The 18,935-nt window shown below is 75.6% G+C and carries 19 protein-coding genes; 4 read left to right on the forward strand and 15 right to left on the reverse strand.

The window, feature by feature from the left end; translation table 11 throughout:
- Window positions 1-637: thiamine pyrophosphate-binding protein (locus ABD944_RS38715; RefSeq protein WP_345186187.1), on the reverse strand; the 637-nt coding region annotated here is incomplete at its 3' end.
- Window positions 634-1,407, reverse strand: a complete 774-nt coding sequence (locus ABD944_RS38720) for a cyclase family protein (protein ID WP_345186191.1) — start codon at window positions 1,405-1,407, stop codon at window positions 634-636. The genes ABD944_RS38715 and ABD944_RS38720, both read right to left, overlap by 4 nt.
- A gap of 220 nt (window positions 1,408-1,627) precedes the next feature.
- Between ABD944_RS38720 and ABD944_RS38725 the strand changes: the two genes are divergently transcribed.
- Window positions 1,628-2,767, forward strand: a complete 1,140-nt coding sequence (locus ABD944_RS38725; protein WP_345186194.1) for a serine hydrolase domain-containing protein — start codon at window positions 1,628-1,630, stop codon at window positions 2,765-2,767.
- A gap of 87 nt (window positions 2,768-2,854) precedes the next feature.
- On the forward strand, window positions 2,855-3,700 hold the full coding sequence (locus ABD944_RS38730) for a siderophore-interacting protein (protein ID WP_345186197.1): 846 nt from the start codon (window positions 2,855-2,857) through the stop codon (window positions 3,698-3,700).
- Between the two features lie 13 nt (window positions 3,701-3,713).
- Here the strand turns inward: ABD944_RS38730 and ABD944_RS38735 are convergent, their stop codons facing one another.
- Together ABD944_RS38735 and ABD944_RS38740 are read right to left on the reverse strand one after the other, a co-directional pair.
- The gene (locus ABD944_RS38735; protein WP_345186199.1) at window positions 3,714-5,072 is read right to left on the reverse strand and encodes an ABC1 kinase family protein; all 1,359 of its coding nucleotides are present in this window, start codon (window positions 5,070-5,072) and stop codon (window positions 3,714-3,716) included.
- Between the two features lie 82 nt (window positions 5,073-5,154).
- Window positions 5,155-5,817: a TetR/AcrR family transcriptional regulator gene (locus tag ABD944_RS38740; protein WP_345186201.1), complete on the reverse strand. Its 663-nt coding sequence runs from the start codon at window positions 5,815-5,817 to the stop codon at window positions 5,155-5,157.
- Window positions 5,818-5,908: 91 nt separating this feature from the next.
- Here ABD944_RS38740 and ABD944_RS38745 point away from each other — a divergent pair, with 91 nt between their 5' ends.
- Window positions 5,909-6,742 carry a cyanophycinase gene (locus ABD944_RS38745; RefSeq protein ID WP_345186203.1) on the forward strand — a complete coding sequence of 278 codons (834 nt, stop codon included), beginning with the start codon at window positions 5,909-5,911 and terminating at the stop codon, window positions 6,740-6,742.
- A gap of 2 nt (window positions 6,743-6,744) precedes the next feature.
- Window positions 6,745-9,384: a cyanophycin synthetase gene (gene cphA, locus ABD944_RS38750; protein ID WP_345186207.1), complete on the forward strand. Its 2,640-nt coding sequence runs from the start codon at window positions 6,745-6,747 to the stop codon at window positions 9,382-9,384.
- Here the strand turns inward: cphA and ABD944_RS38755 are convergent.
- The 11 genes from ABD944_RS38755 to ABD944_RS38805 form a co-directional block, all read right to left on the reverse strand.
- The gene (locus tag ABD944_RS38755) at window positions 9,381-10,166 is read right to left on the reverse strand and encodes a phosphatase PAP2 family protein (protein ID WP_345186209.1); all 786 of its coding nucleotides are present in this window, start codon (window positions 10,164-10,166) and stop codon (window positions 9,381-9,383) included. The two genes, cphA and ABD944_RS38755, sit on opposite strands and share 4 nt — an antisense overlap.
- Before the next feature lie 270 nt (window positions 10,167-10,436).
- Window positions 10,437-11,594, reverse strand: a complete 1,158-nt coding sequence (locus tag ABD944_RS38760; protein WP_345186212.1) for a 4-hydroxybenzoate 3-monooxygenase — start codon at window positions 11,592-11,594, stop codon at window positions 10,437-10,439.
- A gap of 52 nt (window positions 11,595-11,646) precedes the next feature.
- On the reverse strand, window positions 11,647-12,459 hold the full coding sequence (locus ABD944_RS38765) for an IclR family transcriptional regulator (RefSeq protein ID WP_345186217.1): 813 nt from the start codon (window positions 12,457-12,459) through the stop codon (window positions 11,647-11,649).
- Window positions 12,460-12,487: 28 nt separating this feature from the next.
- Window positions 12,488-12,877, reverse strand: a complete 390-nt coding sequence (pcaC, locus tag ABD944_RS38770; RefSeq protein WP_345186220.1) for a 4-carboxymuconolactone decarboxylase — start codon at window positions 12,875-12,877, stop codon at window positions 12,488-12,490.
- Window positions 12,874-13,647, reverse strand: coding sequence for a 3-oxoadipate enol-lactonase (gene pcaD / locus ABD944_RS38775; RefSeq protein WP_345186223.1), 774 nt, complete (start codon window positions 13,645-13,647; stop codon window positions 12,874-12,876). The genes pcaC and pcaD overlap by 4 nt, the downstream gene beginning before the upstream one ends.
- On the reverse strand, window positions 13,644-14,864 hold the full coding sequence (pcaB, locus tag ABD944_RS38780; RefSeq protein ID WP_345186226.1) for a 3-carboxy-cis,cis-muconate cycloisomerase: 1,221 nt from the start codon (window positions 14,862-14,864) through the stop codon (window positions 13,644-13,646). Before pcaB ends, pcaD begins: the two co-directional genes overlap by 4 nt.
- Window positions 14,854-15,417, reverse strand: a complete 564-nt coding sequence (gene pcaG / locus ABD944_RS38785) for a protocatechuate 3,4-dioxygenase subunit alpha (RefSeq protein WP_345186230.1) — start codon at window positions 15,415-15,417, stop codon at window positions 14,854-14,856. The genes pcaB and pcaG overlap by 11 nt, the downstream gene beginning before the upstream one ends.
- Window positions 15,417-16,082, reverse strand: a complete 666-nt coding sequence (gene pcaH / locus ABD944_RS38790; RefSeq protein ID WP_345186233.1) for a protocatechuate 3,4-dioxygenase subunit beta — start codon at window positions 16,080-16,082, stop codon at window positions 15,417-15,419. Before pcaH ends, pcaG begins: the two co-directional genes overlap by 1 nt.
- A gap of 129 nt (window positions 16,083-16,211) precedes the next feature.
- Window positions 16,212-17,198, reverse strand: a complete 987-nt coding sequence (locus ABD944_RS38795) for a sigma-70 family RNA polymerase sigma factor (protein ID WP_345186235.1) — start codon at window positions 17,196-17,198, stop codon at window positions 16,212-16,214.
- Between the two features lie 111 nt (window positions 17,199-17,309).
- Window positions 17,310-18,392 carry a zinc-dependent alcohol dehydrogenase family protein gene (locus ABD944_RS38800; protein ID WP_345186239.1) on the reverse strand — a complete coding sequence of 361 codons (1,083 nt, stop codon included), beginning with the start codon at window positions 18,390-18,392 and terminating at the stop codon, window positions 17,310-17,312.
- Window positions 18,392-18,889 carry an XdhC family protein gene (locus ABD944_RS38805; RefSeq protein WP_345186241.1) on the reverse strand — a complete coding sequence of 166 codons (498 nt, stop codon included), beginning with the start codon at window positions 18,887-18,889 and terminating at the stop codon, window positions 18,392-18,394. Before ABD944_RS38805 ends, ABD944_RS38800 begins: the two co-directional genes overlap by 1 nt.
- Window positions 18,890-18,935 lie beyond the last annotated feature (46 nt).

The following is an 18,935-nucleotide window of genomic DNA, read 5'->3' on the forward strand; positions in this document are numbered from 1 at the left end:
GGCGCGCGCCGCGTCCCGCGACGAACACCGGCCGCCGCGCCGCCTGGAGCGCGTCGGCGAGGCCGGCGATCGCGTCGGGCGGCGGCACCGGCAGCGCCGGCACCCGCCCCGGCCGGTTCCGCGCGGACGTCCGCGCGGACGGCTCCGGCAGTTCGGCGGCCTGGACGTCCAGCGGCAGCCCGAGCAGCACCGTGCGGCGCTCGGCGACCGCCGTCCGGCACGCGCGCGCCACGTCGGCCAGGGCGCTCTGCGGGGAGTGGACCCGCTCGGGGACGGCGCCCACCGCCGCGGCGATCGCCGCCTGGTCGACGCGGAAGTTGGAGCGGACCGCGGCGGCGGCGACCTCGCCCGCGACCACCAGCAGCGGCGTGCGGCTCTTGGCGGCCTCCGCCATGCCCGTGGCCGCGTTGGTGAGGCCGGGCCCCTGGTGGACGGTCGCGACGCCGAGGCCGCGGCTCACCCGCGCGTACGCGTCGGCCATCGTCACGGCGCCGCCCTCGTGGCGCGCGGCCACGAACCGGGCGCCGTTCGCCGCGAGGGCGTTCGTGACGTGGAAGTTGCCGCTGCCGACGACTCCGAACACGGTGCCCGCGCCGAACCGCGCGAGGGCCTCCCCCACGGCCTCGGCGACGATCATCGCTCGATCAGCGCGAGCACGCGGGCGGGGCTGCCCGAGCCGCCGACGATCGGCAGCGGGGAGGCGAGCAGCACGGCGCCGCGGGCCGGGAGCCGGTCGAGGTTCCGCAGCTGGGTGAGGCCGTACTTGCCGGCGCCGAGGAAGTAGGAGTGGCACGGGAAGGGCGGGTCGAAGCCGTGGGCGGCGCCCGCGTCGGTGCCGACGGTCTCCACGCCGAGGCCGAGCAGCGGCGTCTCCTCGGCCAGCCACCGGGCGCACTCGGCGGAGATCCCCGGAGTGTGCGGGCCGGTCTCGTCGGCGTTGAGGAAGGCCTCCTGGTCGCCCGCTCGGGCGTCCCAGCCCGTCCGGTAGAGGAGCCAGCCGCCGTCCGGGAGCGGGCCGTGCGCCCGCTCCCAGTCGCGGACGTGGTCGATCTCCAGCAGGAAGTCGGGATCGGCGGCCGCGCGCCCCGAGGCGTCCAGCACCACGGCGGGGGCGACCAGGCGGGCGGGCGGGACCTGCGCGACGTCCTCGCCGTCGCGACCGGTGGCCCAGTGCACCGGGGCGTCGAAATGGGTGCCGACGTGCTCGCCGGTCTCGATGTCGTTCCAGTACCAGGCGGGTCCGCGGTCGTCGTAGCGGCTGATCTCTTTCAGCCGGAACGGGACGGTGTTGGCGAACGGCTCCGGCAGCCGCAGGATCGGGGTCCGCTCCGACAGCGGGGCGGTCAGGTCGACGATCTCCACGGAGCCGTCGGCGACGGCGGCGAGCAGCTGGGCGAGCACGGACATCGGTCCTCCGGCGGCGCGGGCGGCTGAGCGGGACGCGGGCCCGTCGAAGGTACCTCAGACGGTCCTGGCCGCAGGGCCGTCTGACGAGGTCCGCGGCGACTTTCGTGCCGCGACGCCACGTCCGCCACCGGATTTCGTCGCCCCGCGCCATGGACGCGGCGCCGCCGGTCGATCACCATCGGTGAGAACCCCGGCCGATCCCGCCCCCCACGGAGGTCCGATGCGCCGCAGGCCCTGGACGCTCGCACTCGCCGCAGCCGCCGTCACCACCGCCCTCGCCGCTCCCCCCGCGGACGCCGCTCCCCCGGCGCCCTCGCCCCCGTCCCCGCCGTCCGTCCGCGTCACCGAGGCCGCGCGCGGCTTCGACCCCCTGCCGCCCTCGTCCGACCCCGTCGCCCTGCGCGAGGCGTACCGGCCGCTCGCGGTCACCTACACCTACGAAGGCCGGAAGCACACCCTCGACGACTACCTCGCTCGGACCGGGACGCAGGGGTTCGTGGTCCTGGACCGCGGCGACATCGTTCTCGAGCGGTACGTCGCCGCCGATCGCGACACCCTGTTCCAGTCGTGGTCGATGGCGAAGTCCTTCACCTCGGCGGCGATCGGCATCGCGCTCGGCGAGGGCCGCATCGACTCGATCGACGACCCGGTCACCCGGTACGTCCCGGAGCTGAAGGGCTCGGGATACGACGGCGTCTCGCTGCGGGACCTGCTGCGGATGTCCTCGGGCGTCCAGTGGACGGAGACCTACGACGTGCCGTTCGCGCACGTCGCCGCGAGCCTCGGGTATCCGCTGACCGAACTGGCCAGGCAGCGCAAGCGCGGGTGGGAGCCGGGGACGAGGTTCGAGTACACGAGCATGAACTCGTTCGTCCTCTCCTGGGTCGTGGCCAAGGCGACCGGGGTCCCGTACCACGCCTACGTCCAGAAGAAGATCTGGGAGCCGGCCGGGATGGCCTCCAAGGCGTACCTCGGCAACGACTCCAACGGCAACAGCATGGGGTACTGCTGCTACTACGCGACCGACCGCGACTTCGCACGGTTCGGCCTGCTGTACCTGAACGGCGGCAGGGCGAACGGGCGCCAGGTCGTCCCCGCCTCCTGGGTGACGGAGTCGACGCGGCCGTCCGCCGCGTTCAACCGGGGGTACGGCCTGCACTGGTGGCTGGGCGAGAACGGCGACTTCTCGGCCAACGGCCTCGGCGGCCAGCTCATCTGGGTCTCGCCCCGGCACGGCGTCGTCATCGTGAAGTCGACGCTGGCGACCGTCCTCGCCGAGGAGGAGACCGACGCCGCCTTCGAGGCGATCGCCGCCGAGGTCGCGCGGACCCGCACGGCCCGCACGGCCTCGGCTCGCTGAACGCCGCGCCCCGCCGGGGAACATTCCGGATCCGGTTGAGGTTAGGGTTCCCTAAGCACTGTGATCTGGATCATCGGAGGGGACCGTATGGCGACGGAACCGGCACGCAAGGGACGCAGGCTCCACCGGGGAACGGTGCTGCGCACCGAGCACGTCACACCGCACATGGTCCGTGTGGTCCTCGGCGGTGACGGGCTCTCGGACTTCGGCGCGGGCGAGTTCACCGACCACTACGTGAAGCTGCTGTTCCCGCGGCCGGGCGTCTCCTACCCCGAGCCGTTCGACATGGAGCGGGTGCGCGCCGAACTGCCGCGCGAGCAGTGGCCGAGCACCCGTACCTACACCGTCCGCGCGTGGGACGCCGGGGCGGGCGAGCTGACGATCGACTTCGTCCACCACGGCGACAAGGGCCTGGCCGGCCCGTGGGCGGCGGGCGTCCGGCCGGGCGAGGAGATCTACTTCAACGGCCCGGGCGGCGGCTACGCGCCGCGCGCCGGCGCCGGCTGGCACCTGCTCGCCGGGGACGAGAGCGCCCTGCCCGCGATCGCCGCCTCCCTGGAGCGCCTCCCGGACGGCGCCCCCGCCCGCGTGTTCGTCGAGGTCGAAGGGCCCGGGGAGGAGCAGGAGCTGCGCACTCCCGGCGACGCGGAGATCGTGTGGCTGCACCGGGGCGGCGGCCAGGTCGGCGACCTGCTGGTCGAGGCCGTCCAGAAGCTCGACTTCCCCGACGGGGAGGTGCACGCCTTCGTGCACGGCGAGGCCAACTTCGTCAAGGCGCTGCGCCGCCACCTGCGCGTCGAGCGCGGCCTTCCCCTGGAGCAGCTGTCGATCTCCGGCTACTGGCGGCGCGGCCGCGACGAGGACGGCTGGCAGTCCGGAAAGCGCGAATGGAACCAGCAGGTGGAGCAGGAGGAGGCGCGGGCCCTGGCCTGACCGCCGGGCAGGCTCAGGCGGTGACCTGGGCCTGGTCGTCGAGGTCGGGGTCGGTGCCGGTGGAGAAGCCGGGGAGCCAGCGCTCGGCTTCGGCGCGGTACTCGCCCTCGGCCTCCAGCTGGCACAGGACGCCGCCGCAGCCGGAGAGGGCGCGGCTGACGGCGAGGTACTGCGGCGGCAGGCGGAACGCGCGGGCGAGCGCGCCCGGACGCAGGTCGGAGGCGAGGCCGAGCCCGCGTGCCGTCTGCTCGCGCAGCCATTCGCGGGAGTAGCGGAAGCGCTCCACGGCGAACGGGGCCGCGTGCGGGGCGACGAGCGCGGCGACCTCGTCGGGGTCCACCTCCGCGTCCCCGAGCAGGAAGCCCTCCTCGAACAGCGCGTCCACGATGTCGTCGGGGTCGCCCAGGGTGCCGATGCGCAGCAGCCGCCCGATCGACCACTGGAGCTCGGCGGGGACGCGGGCGGCGCCGCCGAAGTCCACGACGCCGAGGCGGCCGTCGTCCAGCAGCCGGAAGTTGCCCGGGTGCGGGTCGATGTGGATCATCTCGCAGCGGGCCGGGCCGGACAGCAGGAACCGGAACAGCAGCAGCCCGGCGCGGTCGCGGGCCTCCTGGTCGCCCTCGGCGATGACCCTGGCGAGCGGGGTGCCCTCCAGCCACTCGGTGACGAGCACGTTGCCCGACTGGGCGACGACGGCGGGGACGGCGAAGTCGGGGTCGCCGTCGTAGGCGTCGTGGAAGGCGGTCTGGGCGCGGGCCTCGTCGACGTAGTCGAGCTCCTTCTCCAGGCGCCGCTTGAGGTCGGCGATGACCGGCTTGACCTCCACGCCGGGGAACAGGGGCGTCACGAGGCGGCTGAGGCGGGAGATCTGGTTGAAGTCGCTCATGAGGGCCCGGGCGGCGCCGGGGTACTGGACCTTGACCGCGACCGTGCGGCCGTCGTGCCAGACGGCCTTGTGGACCTGGCCGATGGACGCGGCGGCGGCCGGGCGGTCGTCGAACTCGGCGAACATCGCGGGCCAGTCCTCGCCGAGGCCCTCGGCGAGGACGCGGTGCGTCGTCGCGGCGGGCATGGGCGGGGCCGCCTCCTGCAGGCGGGTCAGGCTGGCGCGGAACGGGCCGGCGACCTCCTCGGGCAGCCCGGCCTCGAAGATCGACAGCAGCTGGCCGACCTTCATGGCGCCGCCCTTCAGCTCGCCGAGCACGGCGAACAGCTGCTCGGCGGTGCGGCGCTGGACCTCCAGCGCGACGGCCTCGGCGGGACGGCCGATGGACCTCTTGCCGAGACCGAGCGCGGTGCGACCGGCGAACCCGAGCGGGAGGCTCGCCAGCTTGGCGGTTCGCGTCACCGCGCGGCGGGGGATGTCGCTCACGGCCCCTCTTTCGACGATGCGTCCAATGACTTCAGCCTCTCACGGGGAGCAAAGCCGCGAAACGGTCACGCCCCGGTAAGGTTCAGCGTCCGGCCGCGCCCGGTGATTCCCCGCCGCCCGGGCAGGGGCGCAGCAGCAGCTCGACGACCTCCAGCGCCTGGTCGATCTCCGGCCGCTTCCCGCCCAGGTAATGGGCGTACATGAAGGAGTCGGCGACCCGGACGATGGCCTGCGCGAGCGTCCGGGTGGGCAGCCGGGTGCGCAGCGCGCCGCGGTCGATCTCCGCCTGGAGCTCGCGGGCGAGCAGCTCGGTGGCGCGGTCCTCGATGGTGCCGGGCATGGTGGCCAGCCTGATGAACAGCCGGGGCTCGCGCTCGGTGAACGCCTTCAGCGGCTCGGCGCCCACCACCGCGCGCATGAACCGTTCCAGGAGGGCGAGGATCCGCTCGGCGCCGGCGCCGCCGACTCCTCGCGCCGCGACGCGGTAGGTGCGCTCGGTCATCTCCCCGAGCAGAGCGGCCAGGAGCTGCTCGCGGCTGCCGACCCACCGGTAGAGGGTGGCGCGCCCGACGCCGAGCTCGGCGGCGAGCGCGGACATGTCGATCGGCTCGCCCCGCAGGTAGTGGGCGGACGCGGCGGCCAGGGCGGCGGCGGGCCCGCCGTGCCGCGGGGACGGGAGCGGGGACGAGCGGGCCGCGCCGGACGGCGGCCGGACGGCGTCGTCGGCGGGAACGGGGCCGCTCATCAGCACAGCATGGCACAGCCCGGCACACGCCCATCCCATGACTTGTCGCGTTCGCGCGACTACAGGCGGTTATCGGGGGTAGCTAGCACATGTGAACCACAAACATGGGGGCGCCGGACGCAAGGGCCGGCTGCTGATCATCGGTGGCGCGGAGAACCGCACCTGCGGCTCCGGCCCGCTGGAGACGTTCGTCGAGCTCGCGGGCGACGAGGACGCGCGGATCGTCGTCATCACCACGGCGACGGAGGTGCCCGAGGAGGTCGCCGACGAGTACACCGCCGTGTTCGGACGGCTCGGCGTCTCCTCGGTGCGCGAGCTGCGGCTGCTCGGCCGGGCGGCGGCCGACGACCCGGCGACGCTGCGGGCGCTGGAGACCGCGACGGGGGTGCTGTTCAGCGGCGGCGACCAGTCGCGGATCCGCACCCTGGTCGGTTCGAGGACCAACGAGCTGCTCAAGCGCCGGCTCGACCAGGACGGCCTGGTGATCGCCGGGACGAGCGCGGGCGCCACCGCCATGGGCCACTGGATGATCCTCGGCGGCCGCGGCCACGAGGTCGCCGCCTCCACCGTGAAGGTCGGCCCCGGCCTCGCCCTGCTCGACAACGTGCTGATCGACATGCACTTCAACGAGCGGGGGCGGCTGCCGAGGCTGATGAGCGGGATAGCGCTCGACACCCGGCTGCTCGGCGTCGGGATCGACGAGGACACGGCGATCGTGGTCGGCGACGGGCGCTTCGAGGTCGTCGGGACGGGCGTGGTCACGGTGGTGGACGCCGGGCAGGCGACGGTCGCCTACGCCGCGTCCGACGACGAGCCGATGGCCATGCTCGACGTGTCGCTGCACCTGCTGCCGGCCGGCTGCGCGTTCCAGATGAACGACCGGCTCCCGGCGATCGGCAACATGCGCGGCCCGGAGGAGGGATAGCGGTGCGACTCGACCATGTGCGCCGTCTCGGCGGCCCGAACGTCTACCTGACCCGGCCGGTCGCGATCGCGCGGCTGGACCTGCAGGGCCTGACCGGCCACGAGACCACCGACCACCCCGGCTTCGCCGAGCGGCTCGTCGACGCGCTGCCCGGACTGGCCGACCACCACTGCTCGGCGGGCCGCCCGGGCGGTCTGCTGGAGGCGATGGCGCGCGGCACCTACTTCGGCCACGTCACCGAGCACGTCACGCTGGAGCTGTCCGGGCTGATCGGCCGCGAGGTGTTCTTCGGCCGCACGGTGCGCGCGGGCGGGCCCGCCGAGTACGACGTGATCCTGGAGTGCCCGCCCGACGAGCCGTCCGCGAGCCCGGTGGTGGAGCGGCTGATCACCCTGGCGGTGCGGATCGTGAACGGGGCGCTCGCCGGGCTCGTCCCCGACACCTCGGCCGACCTGGCCCGCGTCGCCGCCGTCCACGAGCAGGAGCGGCTCGGGGTGAGCACGGCGGCGCTGGCGCGGGCGGCCCGCGAGCGGGGCGTGCCGGTCCGCCGGGTCGGCGGGCTCAACCTGCTGCGCCTCGGGTACGGGCGGTACCGCCGGACGGTGTGGGCGGCGATGACCGACGCCACCTCGGCGATCGGGATGGAGGTCGCGGGCGACAAGCGGCTCGCGCACCGCCTGCTCGCCGACGCCGGCCTGCCCGTGCCGGAGGGGCGGGTCGCGGCGTCCCCGGGCGAGGCGCTGGAGGCGCTGCGCGCCATCGGCGGCCCCGTGGTCGTCAAGCCGCTCGCCGGGCACCAGGGCGAGGGCGTGCACATCGAGCTGACCACTCCGCCGGAGGTGGTGGCCGCGTTCGCGTCGGCGGCCGGCGACGGCGGCGAGGTCCTCGTCGAGAGCTACATCCCGGGCAAGGACTATCGGGTGCTGGTGGTCGGCGGCCGGGTCGCGGCGGCGGCCGAGCTGACCGCCGCGTGCGTGACCGGCGACGGAACGGCCGCGGTCGCGGCGCTGGTGGAGCGGGTCAACGCCGACCCGGCGCGCGGCGAGGGCCACGACCGGCCGCTGACCCGGCTCGTCCTCGGCCCCACCGAGCTGGCGCTGCTGGAGCGGCAGGGGCACGGCCCGGGGTCGGTGCCCGCCGACGGGGAGCGGGTGTGGCTGCGCCGCAACGCGAACCTGTCCACCGGCGGCACCAGCCGGGACGTGACCGCGGACGTCCACCCGGAGGTCGCCGCGATGTGCGTGCGGGCCGCCGCGGCCGTCGGCATGGACGTGTGCGGCATCGACCTGCGGCTGCCCGACGCCGCCTCACCGCCGCCCGCCGAGCGCGGCGCCGCCGGGATCCTGGAGGTCAACGCCGCGCCGGGCCTGCGGATGCACCTGGCGCCGCACCAGGGCGCGGGGCGTGACGTCGCCGGCGACATCATCGGGCTGATGTACCCGGAGGGGACGCCGTCGCGGGTGCCGGTCGTGTCGGTCACCGGCACCAACGGCAAGACCACGACCGTCCGGATGATCGCGCACATGCTGGAGCTGGACGGGCGCCGCACCGGCATGACCAGCACCGAGGGCGTGTACGTCGGCGGGCGCCTGGTCCACCGGTCCGACGCGTCCGGGCCGCGCTCGGCGGAGATGGTGCTCGGCGACCGGTCGGTGGAGGCGGCCGTGCTGGAGACCGCGCGGGGCGGCATCGTGCGGCGCGGCCTCGGCTACGACCGCGCCGACGTCGCGGTCGTCACCAACATCACGCGCGACCACCTCGGCGTCGACGACACCGAGTCCGTCGACGACCTGGTCGACATCAAGTCCCTGGTCGCCGAGGAGATCCGCCGAGGCGGCCACGTGGTCCTCAACGCCGAGGACGAGGCGTCGGCGGGCATCGCCGGGCGGCCGGGGGTCCGCGAGCGCGACCCGGTGCTGCGCTACTTCGCCCTGTCCCCCGACGCGCCCGTCCTCGCCCGCCACCTGGGCGGCGGCGGCGCCGGGTACAGCGTCAGGGACGGGTGGCTGACCGAGGCGCGCGGCGACCGCCGGACCCCGATCCTGCCGGCCGCCGAGGTGGCGGGCTCGTTCGGCGGGCACGCCCGCCACGTGATCGCCAACGCGCTCGCCGCGGCGGCCGCCGCCCGCGCCCTCGGGGTGCCGGTGGAGGTGGTGGCGCGGGCGCTGCGCTCGTTCGACCCGCACACGCGCAACCCCGGACGGGGCTGCGTGTACCAGGTCGGCGCCAACCCCGTCCTCGTCGACTACGCCCACAACCCGGCGGCGGTCGGGGCGATGGGCGCGTTCGTCGCGCGGCGCTGGGGCGGCGCCGGGGTCGCGGCGGTGACGCTGCCGGGCGACCGCTCCGACGAGCTGGTGAGCGAGACCGCCCGGGCGCTGGCGGCCTCGTTCGGCCGCGTCGTCGTCTACGAGGACGAGGACCTGCGGGGGCGCCGCTCGGGCGAGATGACCCGGCTGATCGTCCAGGGGCTCCGGGACGCCCGGCCCGACGTGCGCCACCATCCGGCCGGCGACCTGAAGGGCGCGCTGACCTCGGCGCTGGACATGGCGGAGCCGGGCGAGCCCGTCCTGCTGCTGTACGAGAAACTGCAGCCGGTGACCGAGCTGCTGGAGACGCTGGGCGCGGAGCCCGCCGGCTAGCCGGCGGGCCCGTCCGCCGGCGGCGGGCGCAGCAGCAGGACGGTGACCGACAGCAGCGCCAGCACCACGATCCCGTCCAGCCAGTAGTGGTTGGCGGTGCCGACGACGACCGCGATCGTCGCGATCGGGTGCAGGAGCCACATCCACCGCCACCGCGTCCGGGACGTGACGACCAGCCCGAGCGCGATGACCGCCGCCCAGCCGATGTGCAGGGACGGCATGGCCGCGTACTGGTTGGCGATCGTGTCGGTCTGCGGCGCCCCGTACACGGAGGGCCCGTACCGGGCGGCGGTGTCGACGAGCCCCGCCGCGGGCAGCATGCGGGGCGGCGCCAGCGGCACGAGCAGGTGCAGGACGAGCGCGGCCGCGGTCAGCGCCACGAGCACCCGGCGCACCCACCGGTAGTGGGCGGGCCGCCGCAGGTAGATCCAGAGCAGGAACAGCACCGCCGCCGGGAAGTGCACGTAGGCGTAGTAGGAGTTGGCCGCGTGCACGAGGAGCTCGCTGTGCAGCAGGCCGTGCTGGACGCCCGCCTCGCCCGGCAGCCCGAGGAGGCGCTCCAGGCGCAGGACGCGGTGGGCGTTGTCGAACGCCTCGCTCACCCTCCCGTCCGCCAGCAGCCGCCCGAGCTTGTAGGCGGCGAACAGCACGATGATCAGCAGGAGCTCGCGGACGGGCCGCGGACGGCCGCCGGGGCGTCCCGCGGCCGCGCCGGCGCGGCCCGGCCTGCGCAGTCGTGATAATGCGGCGGCCTGGCGGGGCGGCCGGTCGAGGAGGCTCACTGCGCTGTCCTTCGCATCGGGTTCTGCGCCGGTCAGGGCCGGGCGGGGGCGGCTCGCGGCCGCCGCCGGGCCGGGCGGCGACGTCGAGCAGATGCCGAAGCCTTTCACCTTCCGCGTCCGCGTGGGGCGCGGCGCGCGCCGGAGGCCGGGGGGCCGCGGCGGTGCCACGGGTCTCACCGTAGACCGAACTTGCCTAGGTGGCAAAATTTCAGGGTCTGCCAATTTCGGTGACGTGCATCTCACCCGGCCGCCGCGGAGCCCCGGCCCCGGCTAGACGAGCGGAAGGCCGGTGTAGTTCTCGGCCAGGGACGTCTGGGCCGCCTCCGAGGAGGCCACGTAGTCCAGATGTGAGCGCTGGAGCCGCCGCTCGAAGCCGGTCGCGGACGGGTCGGTGTGCAGCAGCGTGGTCATCCAGTACGAGAAGTGCTCGGCCCGCCACACCCGCCGCAGGCACGCGTCGGAGTAGCCGTCCAGCAGCGCGTGCGACCCGGAGGCGTACCGCTCGGCGAACGCCCGCGCCAGGACCGTCACGTCGGACACCGCCAGGTTGAGGCCCTTCGCCCCGGTCGGCGGGACGATGTGCCCCGCGTCCCCGGCGAGGAACAGCCGGTCGTGCCGGAGCGGCTCGGCCACGAAGCTGCGCATCGGCGTGATCGACCTGTCGGTGATCGGCCCCTCGCGCAGCTCCCACCCGTCGTCGGTCGCGAACCGCGCCGCGAGCTCGTCCCAGATCCGGGCGTCGGGCCACGCGGCGAGGTCCTCGTCCGGCGGCACCTGGAGGTAGAGGCGGCTCACCCGCGGGGAGCGCAGGCTGTGCAGCGCGAACCCGCGGTCGTGGTGGGCGTAGATCAGCTCGTCGGTGGAGGGCGGGACGTCGGCGAGGATCCCGAGCCAGGCGAACGGGTACTCGCGCTCGAACGTCCGCAGCCCCGGCACCGCCGGGCGGCTGACGCCGTGGAACCCGTCGCAGCCGGCGACGTAGTCGCAGTCCAGGGTGCGGGTCCGGCCGCCCTCGACGAAGGTCACGCTCGGCGCGGAGGCGTCCAGCGCGACGACCTCCGCCTCGAACCGCACGTCGCCGCCGTCGGCCAGCCGCCGGGCGACGAGGTCCTTGACGATCTCGGTCTGCGCGTAGACGGTCACGGTCCGGCCGGTGAGGCCGGTCAGCGGGACCCGGTGCCCGGCGCCGCCGAACCGCAGTTCGAGACCCCGGTGGACCAGGCCCTCCCGGTCCAGCCGCCCGCCCGCGCCGCTCTCGCGCAGGACGTCGGTCGTGCCCTGCTCCAGCATCCCCGCCCGCTGCCGGTGCTCCACGTAGTCGCGGTCGCGGCTCTCCAGGACCACCGAGTCGATCCCCTGGAGATGGAGCAGATGCGACAGCAGCAGGCCCGCCGGCCCGCCGCCGATGATCGCGACCTGGGTGCGCATCGTTCCTCCTCGTTCGGCCCCGCCGCCGATGTTCGCGCGCGTCGCCGCAGGTTCAGGCGCCGGTGTTCCGCTCAGCGGAAAACATCTCGGGGCCTCCCCGCCAGTGCGCCGCCACGTCCCGGGACAGGGCGCGCACCGCGGTCGTCAGCGGCGGCAGCAGCCGCCGCAGGTCGGCGCCGCGGGTGCTCGACACCAGCGACATCGCCGCGACCACGTCGCCCGCGCCGTCGCGCACGGGGGCGCCGACGGACGACGCGCCGAGCGTCATCTCGTCGCGGGTCACCGCGTAGCCGGAGCGGACGACCTGCTCGACGCAGCGCCGCAGCTCGCCGGGGTCGGTGATGGAGCGCGCCGCGTGCCGGGGCAGCTCGCCGGCCAGGACCTCCTCCCGCACCCGCGGCGGCGCGAACGCCAGCAGCACCTTCCCGACGCCGGTGGTGTGCAGCGGCAGCGTCGCGCCGACCTGGGTCACCACCGGCACCGACCGCGTCCCGCGCAGCCGCTCCACGATCAGCACCCGGTCGTCGCGGAGCACGCCGAGCTGGACGTTGTCGTGGGTGGCCTCGTACAGGTCCTCCATGTGCGGGAGGGCCAGCTCCCGCAGCCCGGTGACCGCCGGGGCCTGGCTGCCGATGCGCCACAGCCGGGTGCCGATGCGGTACGTCCCGTCCGGCACCCGCTCCAGGAACCCGCCGCCGACCAGCTCTCCGACGAGCCGGTGGCCGGTCGCGAGCGGCAGGCCGGCGCGGCGGCAGATCTCGCTCAGGTTGAGTCGGACATCGCCCTGCGCGAAGGCGTTCAGGATGGCCATGACCTTGCCCGCCACGCTGACTGGCCGCGCGCGCTCCGTCCCGTCCCCTCCCACGTGGCTCCTCCGCCCGGGCCCGCGCCCGTCACTCCCGTTCGTTCAGTACCCGCTGGGCGACGGCGAACGCCGAGTTCGCGGCGGGCACTCCACAATAGATCGCCGTCTGCAGGAGCACCTCCCCGATCTCGTCGGGGGTCAGCCCGTTGCGGAGCGCCGCGCGGACGTGCATGGCGAGCTCGTCCAGGTGGCCGCCCGCGACCATCGCGGTCAGCGTGACGCAGCTGCGGGTCCTGCGGTCCAGGCCCGGGCGGCTCCAGACGTCGCCCCACGCGTAGCGGGTGATGAGGTCCTGGAAGTCGGCGGTGAAGCCGTCCTTGCGGGCCTCGGCGCGGTCGACGTGGGCGTCGCCGAGCACCTCCCGCCGCGTCCTCATGCCCTGCGCGTGCCGTTCCCCGTCGGACATGCGCTCGCTCATCGGCGGGCTCCCTTCCAGGTGCGGTCCAGGTGCGCGGTGATCGCCTCGGTGACCTCGGCGGGGCGTTCGGCGTTCGCCAGGTGCCCGGCGCCCTCGACCACCGTGAGGCGGGCGCCCGGGATGCCGGCGGCGAGCCGGTCGGCGTGGCCGCGCGGCGGGGTCGGGCCGTCCTGCGCCCCGGCGACCACCAGGGCCGGCGCGCGGACCTCGGCCAGGCGCGCGGTCGCGTCGAACGCGGCCAGGGCCTCGCAGCAACGGGCGTAGCCCTCGGCGTCGGTGGCCCGGAGCATCGCCACGTAGGGCTCCGCGCCGGTGAAGGACGGCGTGAACCAGCGTTCCGCGGCGCCGGCGGCGACGGCGCCGACCCCCTCGCGGCGGACCAGCGCGGCGCGTTCGCGCCAGGCCCTCGGGTCGCCGAAGCGCGGGGACGTGCAGCACAGGACCAGGCTGGCGACGCGCTCCGGGGCGCGCAGCGCGAGGGCCGTCCCGACCGCGCCTCCGAGCGACACCCCGGCGTAGGCGGCCCGCTCGACGCCGAGGCCGTCCAGCAGGGCGACGACCCCGCCGGCGAGGTCGTCGACGGTGAACGGGCCGGCGGGCGCCGGCGCGCCGCCGTGGCCGGGCAGGTCGTAGCGCAGCACGCGCCAGGCGCGCGTGAGCGCGGGAAGCTGCGGGAGCCACAGGTCCATGGAGGTGCCGAGGGACGGGCCGAGGACGACGACGGGCGCGCCGTCCGGCCCGTCCAGGCGGTGCCGCGGCGCGGCGATCACGCGCGGCTCCCGCGGTAGGCGTCGAGGGCCCGGCCCACGAGGTCGGCGGCGGCCCCGGTCCCGGGGTCGTCGCCGAGGACGTCCAGGAGGTCGTCGAGGTCGGCGCGCATCAGCTCGGTGGACACCTCCAGGCCGTCCAGCAGCTCGGCGGCCGTCTCGGCGGCGCCGCCGGTCAGCCGCAGGCACTCGCGCAGCGGCTGCCACTCGGCGTGCCACTCCCCCGCCGGCCGCTCGTGCGGCGCGGCCTGCGCGGCGAGGACCACCTGGACCTGCGCCGGGACCTGCAGGGCGGCGGACCGGACCAGCGCGGACAGCGCCGGGTTGCGCTTGTGCGGCATCGACGACGAGCCGCCCCGGCCCGCGCCCGCGGCCTCCGCGACCTCGCCGACCTCGCTCTGCGCCAGCAGCCACACGTCAGTGGCGATCTTGCCGAGGGCGCCTGCGGCCACCGCCAGCGCCGCCGCGAGCCGGGCGACGGGCGTGCGGCGGGTGTGCCACGGCAGGAGGGGCCGCGCCAGCCCGGTCTCCTCCGCGTAGGCCTCGACGAGGTCGAAGGCCCGGTCGCCGAAGGCGTCCAGCGTCCCGGCGGGGCCGCCGAGCTGGACGGGCAGCGACACGGCGGCGAGGCCCTCGCGCGCCTCCAGGCAGCCCATGAGCCAGCCCGCGGCCTTGGCGCCGAACGTCGTCGGCAGCGCCTGCCGGCCGAGGGTGCGGGCCGGCATCGGAGTGTCGCGGTACCGCGCCGCGAGCCCGGCCAGCGCGTCCAGTGCCCGGTCGAGGTGGGCGAGGACGACGCGCCTGGCGCGGGCCGCGACGAGCATGGCGCCGGTGTCGGCGATGTCCTGGCTGGTGGCGCCCTTGTGGACGTGCTCGCCCGCGGCGCCGGCGAGCGCGCGCAGATCGGCGACCAGCGGCACGACGGGGTTGCCGGAGCCGCGCGCCCGGCGGGCGATGCCGGGCAGGTCGAACCGGTCCGCGTCCGCGGCGGCGGTGATCGCCGCGGCGGCGGCGGCGGGGACGAGGCCGAGCCGGGCCTGCGCGCGGGCGAGCGCCGCCTCCGCGTCGAGCATGGCGGTCAGGTAGGCCCGGTCGCTGGTGGCGGCCTCGGCCTCCGTCCCCGCCCGGACGGGCGACAGCAGTCCCGCGTCCGGCGCCGGGCCGGGCTCCTGCGCGGGCCCGGGCCCGCCGGCCGGCGGCGGGCGCTCGTCAGAAGGCAAGGAACACCGTCTCCCCGTCCCCCTGGAGGCGGACGTCGAACCGGTACTCCCGCTCCCCTTCGCGTTCGGCGACCAGGGTCGCGCGCCGCTCCGGCGGGACGGCCCCGAGCAGCGGATCCGACGCGTGGGCGGCCGCGTCCTCGGGGAAGTAGAGCCGGGTGAACACCGGCTTGAGCAGGCCGCGGGCGAACACCAGCACGGCGATGTAGGGAGCGCTCTCCCCGATCGCGCCGGGCTTGAGGGTACTGAACCAGAAGCCGCCGTCGGCGTCGGTGCCGCACCGGCCGAAGCCGGAGAAGCCGTGCCCGGCGCGCACGATGCCGCCGGGGCGCCGCGGGACCTCGCCGTCACCGTCGGCCTGCCAGATCTCCAGGAGCGCGTCCGGCACCGGCTCCCCCGCGCCGTCCAGGACGCGCCCGCGCACCCGGATCGCGTCGGGCCGCCACGGCGGGACCACCTGCGGACCGGCCTCGTACGGCAGCGCGTGGCCGAAGAAGGGGCCGACCGTCTGCGACGGCGTCATGGCCGAGGGCGTGGGAGAGGGCGTGCTCATCAGGCCTCCGCCGGGGTGTCGCCGAGGACGATGTCCCACTGGTAGCCGAGCGCCCACTCCGGTGTGGTGGCGTCCAGGTCGAAGCGGGAGACCAGCTTCTCCCGGTCCCGCTCGTCGGGGATCGACTGGAAGATCGGGTCGTAGGCGAACAGCGGGTCGCCGGGGAAGTACATCTGGGTGACGAGCCGCTGGGTGAAGGCGGTGCCGAACACCGAGAAGTGGATGTGGGCGGGCCGCCAGGCGTTGTGGTGGTTGCCCCACGGATAGGCGCCCGGCTTGATCGTGACGAACCGGTAGCGGCCGTCGCCGTCGGTCAGGCAGCGCCCGGCGCCGGTGAAGTTCGGGTCGAGCGGCGCAGGGTGGACGTCGCCGAGGTGGTGGTACCGGCCGGCGGCGTTGGCCTGCCAGACCTCCACGAGCGCCCCGCGCACCGGGCGGCCCGCGCCGTCGAGCACGCGGCCGGTCACGACGATCCGCTCGCCGAGCGGCTCGCCGGCGTGCTGGACGGTGAGGTCGTGGTCCCTCCGCCCCAGCTCCTGGTGCCCGAAGACCGGGGAGGTCAGCTCGACGCTGTCGGGGCCCGTCTTCGGCATGACCAGGTCGTGGGACGGGGCGCGGAGCACGGTGCTCCTGTAGCCCGGGTACAGGTACGGCGGGTTCGTCATGGCCTCGTCCCCTCCTGCTCGACTTCCACCGGGACGCGTTCGTTCGGCCGCGGCCCGGCCACCAGCCTCGCAGCCGGCGCGGCGGGCGCCGGAGCCCGGCTTCCGCCCAGCGGAAGACGAGGGGCGCGATCAGAGCCTCTCGGCCAGTCCGAACACCGGGAACAGGCTCGTGTCGAAGAAGACCGAGACGTGCGCGACGCCGTCGCCGGTGACGCTCAGCACCTGGATCTGGTACGCGCGGTGCACCCCCTCGTCGTCGCGCATGTAGAGCCCGAAGGCCGGCTGCCCGTTCGCGGCGGCCGGGACCATCCGGATGTCGCCGGGGGTGGGGCCGCACTGGGCCTTGATGAGCCGGACGACGTGGTCGGCGCCGACGAACCACTGCGGGAAGGGCGGCATCTCCCAGACGACGTCCTGCTTGAACAGCTCGATCAGGCTCGCGATGTCGGCGGTCTCGAACGCCTTCGCGTAGCGCTCAAGGAGGTCGCGCTGGCCGGGGTCGGTCGGCTCGACCAGCTCGTCGCGGAGGGGCGCGTTCTCGTCGAGCTGCGCGCGGGCCCGCTGCAGCGCGCTGTTGACCGCGGCGGTGGAGGTGTCGAGGAGCTCGGCCACCTCGGCGGCCCGCCACTTCAGCACGTCCCGCAGGATCAGCACGACGCGCTGCTTGGCGGGCAGGTGCTGCAGGGCCGCCACGAACGCCAGCCGGGTGCTCTCGCGCGCGGTGACGATGGTCGCCGGGTCGGCGGCGTCGGCGCCGAGCACGGCGTCGGGGGCGGGCTCCAGCCACGGCACCTCGTCCGAGGCCACCACGGGCCGCTCGGGCTCGTCGCTCGGCGCCCCGAGGCCGGACGGCATGGGCCGGTTGCCGCGCTGGTCGATGGCGGTCAGGCACACGTTCGTCGCGATGCGGTACAGCCAGGTGCGCAGCGAGGAGCGGCCCTCGAAGCCGCCGTAGGAGCGCCACGCCCGCAGGTAGGTCTCCTGCACCAGGTCTTCGGCGTCGTGGATGGAGCCGAGCATCCGGTAGCAGTGCGCCAGCAGCTCCCGCCGGTACGGGTCGGCCAGCGACTGGAAGTCACGGTCTGTCTCGACGGTGTTCGGCATGGTGTCGGGCATGGTGGTCGTCACCTCTGCTGGGCGGCATCGCCAGGGCGGCGAGGGCGGCGGGCGCCGTCGCCTCCGACCGTAGACGAGCCCACTGACAGAACACGGGCATCACCTCGGATCCTACGCCCGCGCCCCGGGGTCGCGCCCGGCGCCGTCGCCGGGCGGCCGCCGGCGCTGAGGTTCGATCACCGTGATCCCGGCGCCCGACATCGCGGCGAGGGCGGCCGGGGCGTCGTCCAGGGCCAGGACGCGGCCGACCAGCAGGTCGGGGCGCAGCGCCCCGGCGCGGACCAGCTCCATCATCGGGCCGTAGGCGTGGGCGGCCATCCCGTGGCTGCCGACGATCTCCAGCTCCCATCCGATCACCCGCTCCATCGGCAGGTCGGCGCCCGCGCCGGGCGGCAGCAGCCCGACCTGGACGTGCCGGCCGCGGCGGCGCAGCGACTCGACCGAGGCGCGGGCGGTGGCCGGGCTGCCGAGCGCGTCCAGCGAGACGTGGGCGCCGCCGTGGGCCGCATCGCGCACGGCCTCGGCCACGTCGTCGTGGGCCGCGGCGTCGACGACGGCGGACGCGCCGCAGCGGCGCGCCAGCTCCAGCGCCTGCGGCGACACGTCGACCGCCACGACCCGCGCGCCGGCCGCCGCGGCGATCATCACGGCGGACAGCCCCACGCCGCCGCAGCCGTGCACCGCCGTCCACTCGCCGGCCCGCACCCGCCCCTGCGCGAGGACGGCGCGGAACGCGGTGGCGAACCGGCAGCCGAGCGCGGCCGCGGTCGTGGAGGCCATCTCGTCGGGCAGGCGGACCAGGTTCACCTCGGCGGCGTCGATCGCGACGTAGTGGGCGAACGAGCCCCAGTGCGTGAAGCCGGGCTGGGTCTGGGCCTCGCAGACCTGCTGGTCGCCCGCCCGGCAGGACGGGCAGCGGCCGCAGGCGCACACGAACGGGACGGTCACGCGGTCGCCGGGGCGCAGTCCGGTGACGCCGGCGCCGGTCTCCTCGACCGTGCCCGCCAGCTCGTGCCCCGGGACGTGCGGAAAGGCGCGGATGTCGGGATCGTGGCCCTGCCAGCCGTGCCAGTCGCTGCGGCACACGCCCGTGGCCTCGACCCGGATCACCGCGCCGCCGGGCGGCGCCGCCGGGTCGGGCAGCTCCCGGATCTCCAGCGGCCCGGCGAAGGCGTCGTAGGCGACCGCCAGCACTAGAACTCGAAGCCGCCGGGGCGGCCGTTGCGGTCGGCGATCAGGCCGGCGAGGGTCGCGACGGCGATCTCGGCGGGGGTCCGGGAGCCGATGTTGAGGCCGATCGGGCGGTGCACGCGGGCGATGTCGGCCGCGGGGACGCCGAGTTCGGTGAGGGCCGGGATGTGCGGCGCGGGGTGCCGCGGGTTGCCCATGACGCCGACCCACCGGACCGGCTGCGTCAGCACGTCGCGCAGGACCGGCCCGAGCTCGGGCCGGTGGTGGTCGGTGACGACGACGTCGGCGGTGGCGTCCAGGGGCGGCAGGTCGGCCGTGCCGCCGCGGTCCTTGTCGGGGTCGACGAGGAACGTGCGGTAGCCGAGGTCGGCGCCGTAGCGCAGCAGGTGGTCGGCGACGGGGCCGGCGAACACCGCGACCAGCGTCCGCTCCCCCGTCTCGTGCGGGGCGTCGCCGTGCGCGACGGCGCAGGAGGAGTCGTGCTCGTGCGGTGCGGCCATACCGGAAGTCTGCCCCGCTCGGCGCCTGATGGTCCAGCTGCCACGC

Origin of the sequence: Actinomadura verrucosospora (assembly GCF_039540335.1) — a bacterium.
GTDB classification, from domain to species: Bacteria; Actinomycetota; Actinomycetes; order Streptosporangiales; family Streptosporangiaceae; genus Spirillospora; species Spirillospora verrucosospora.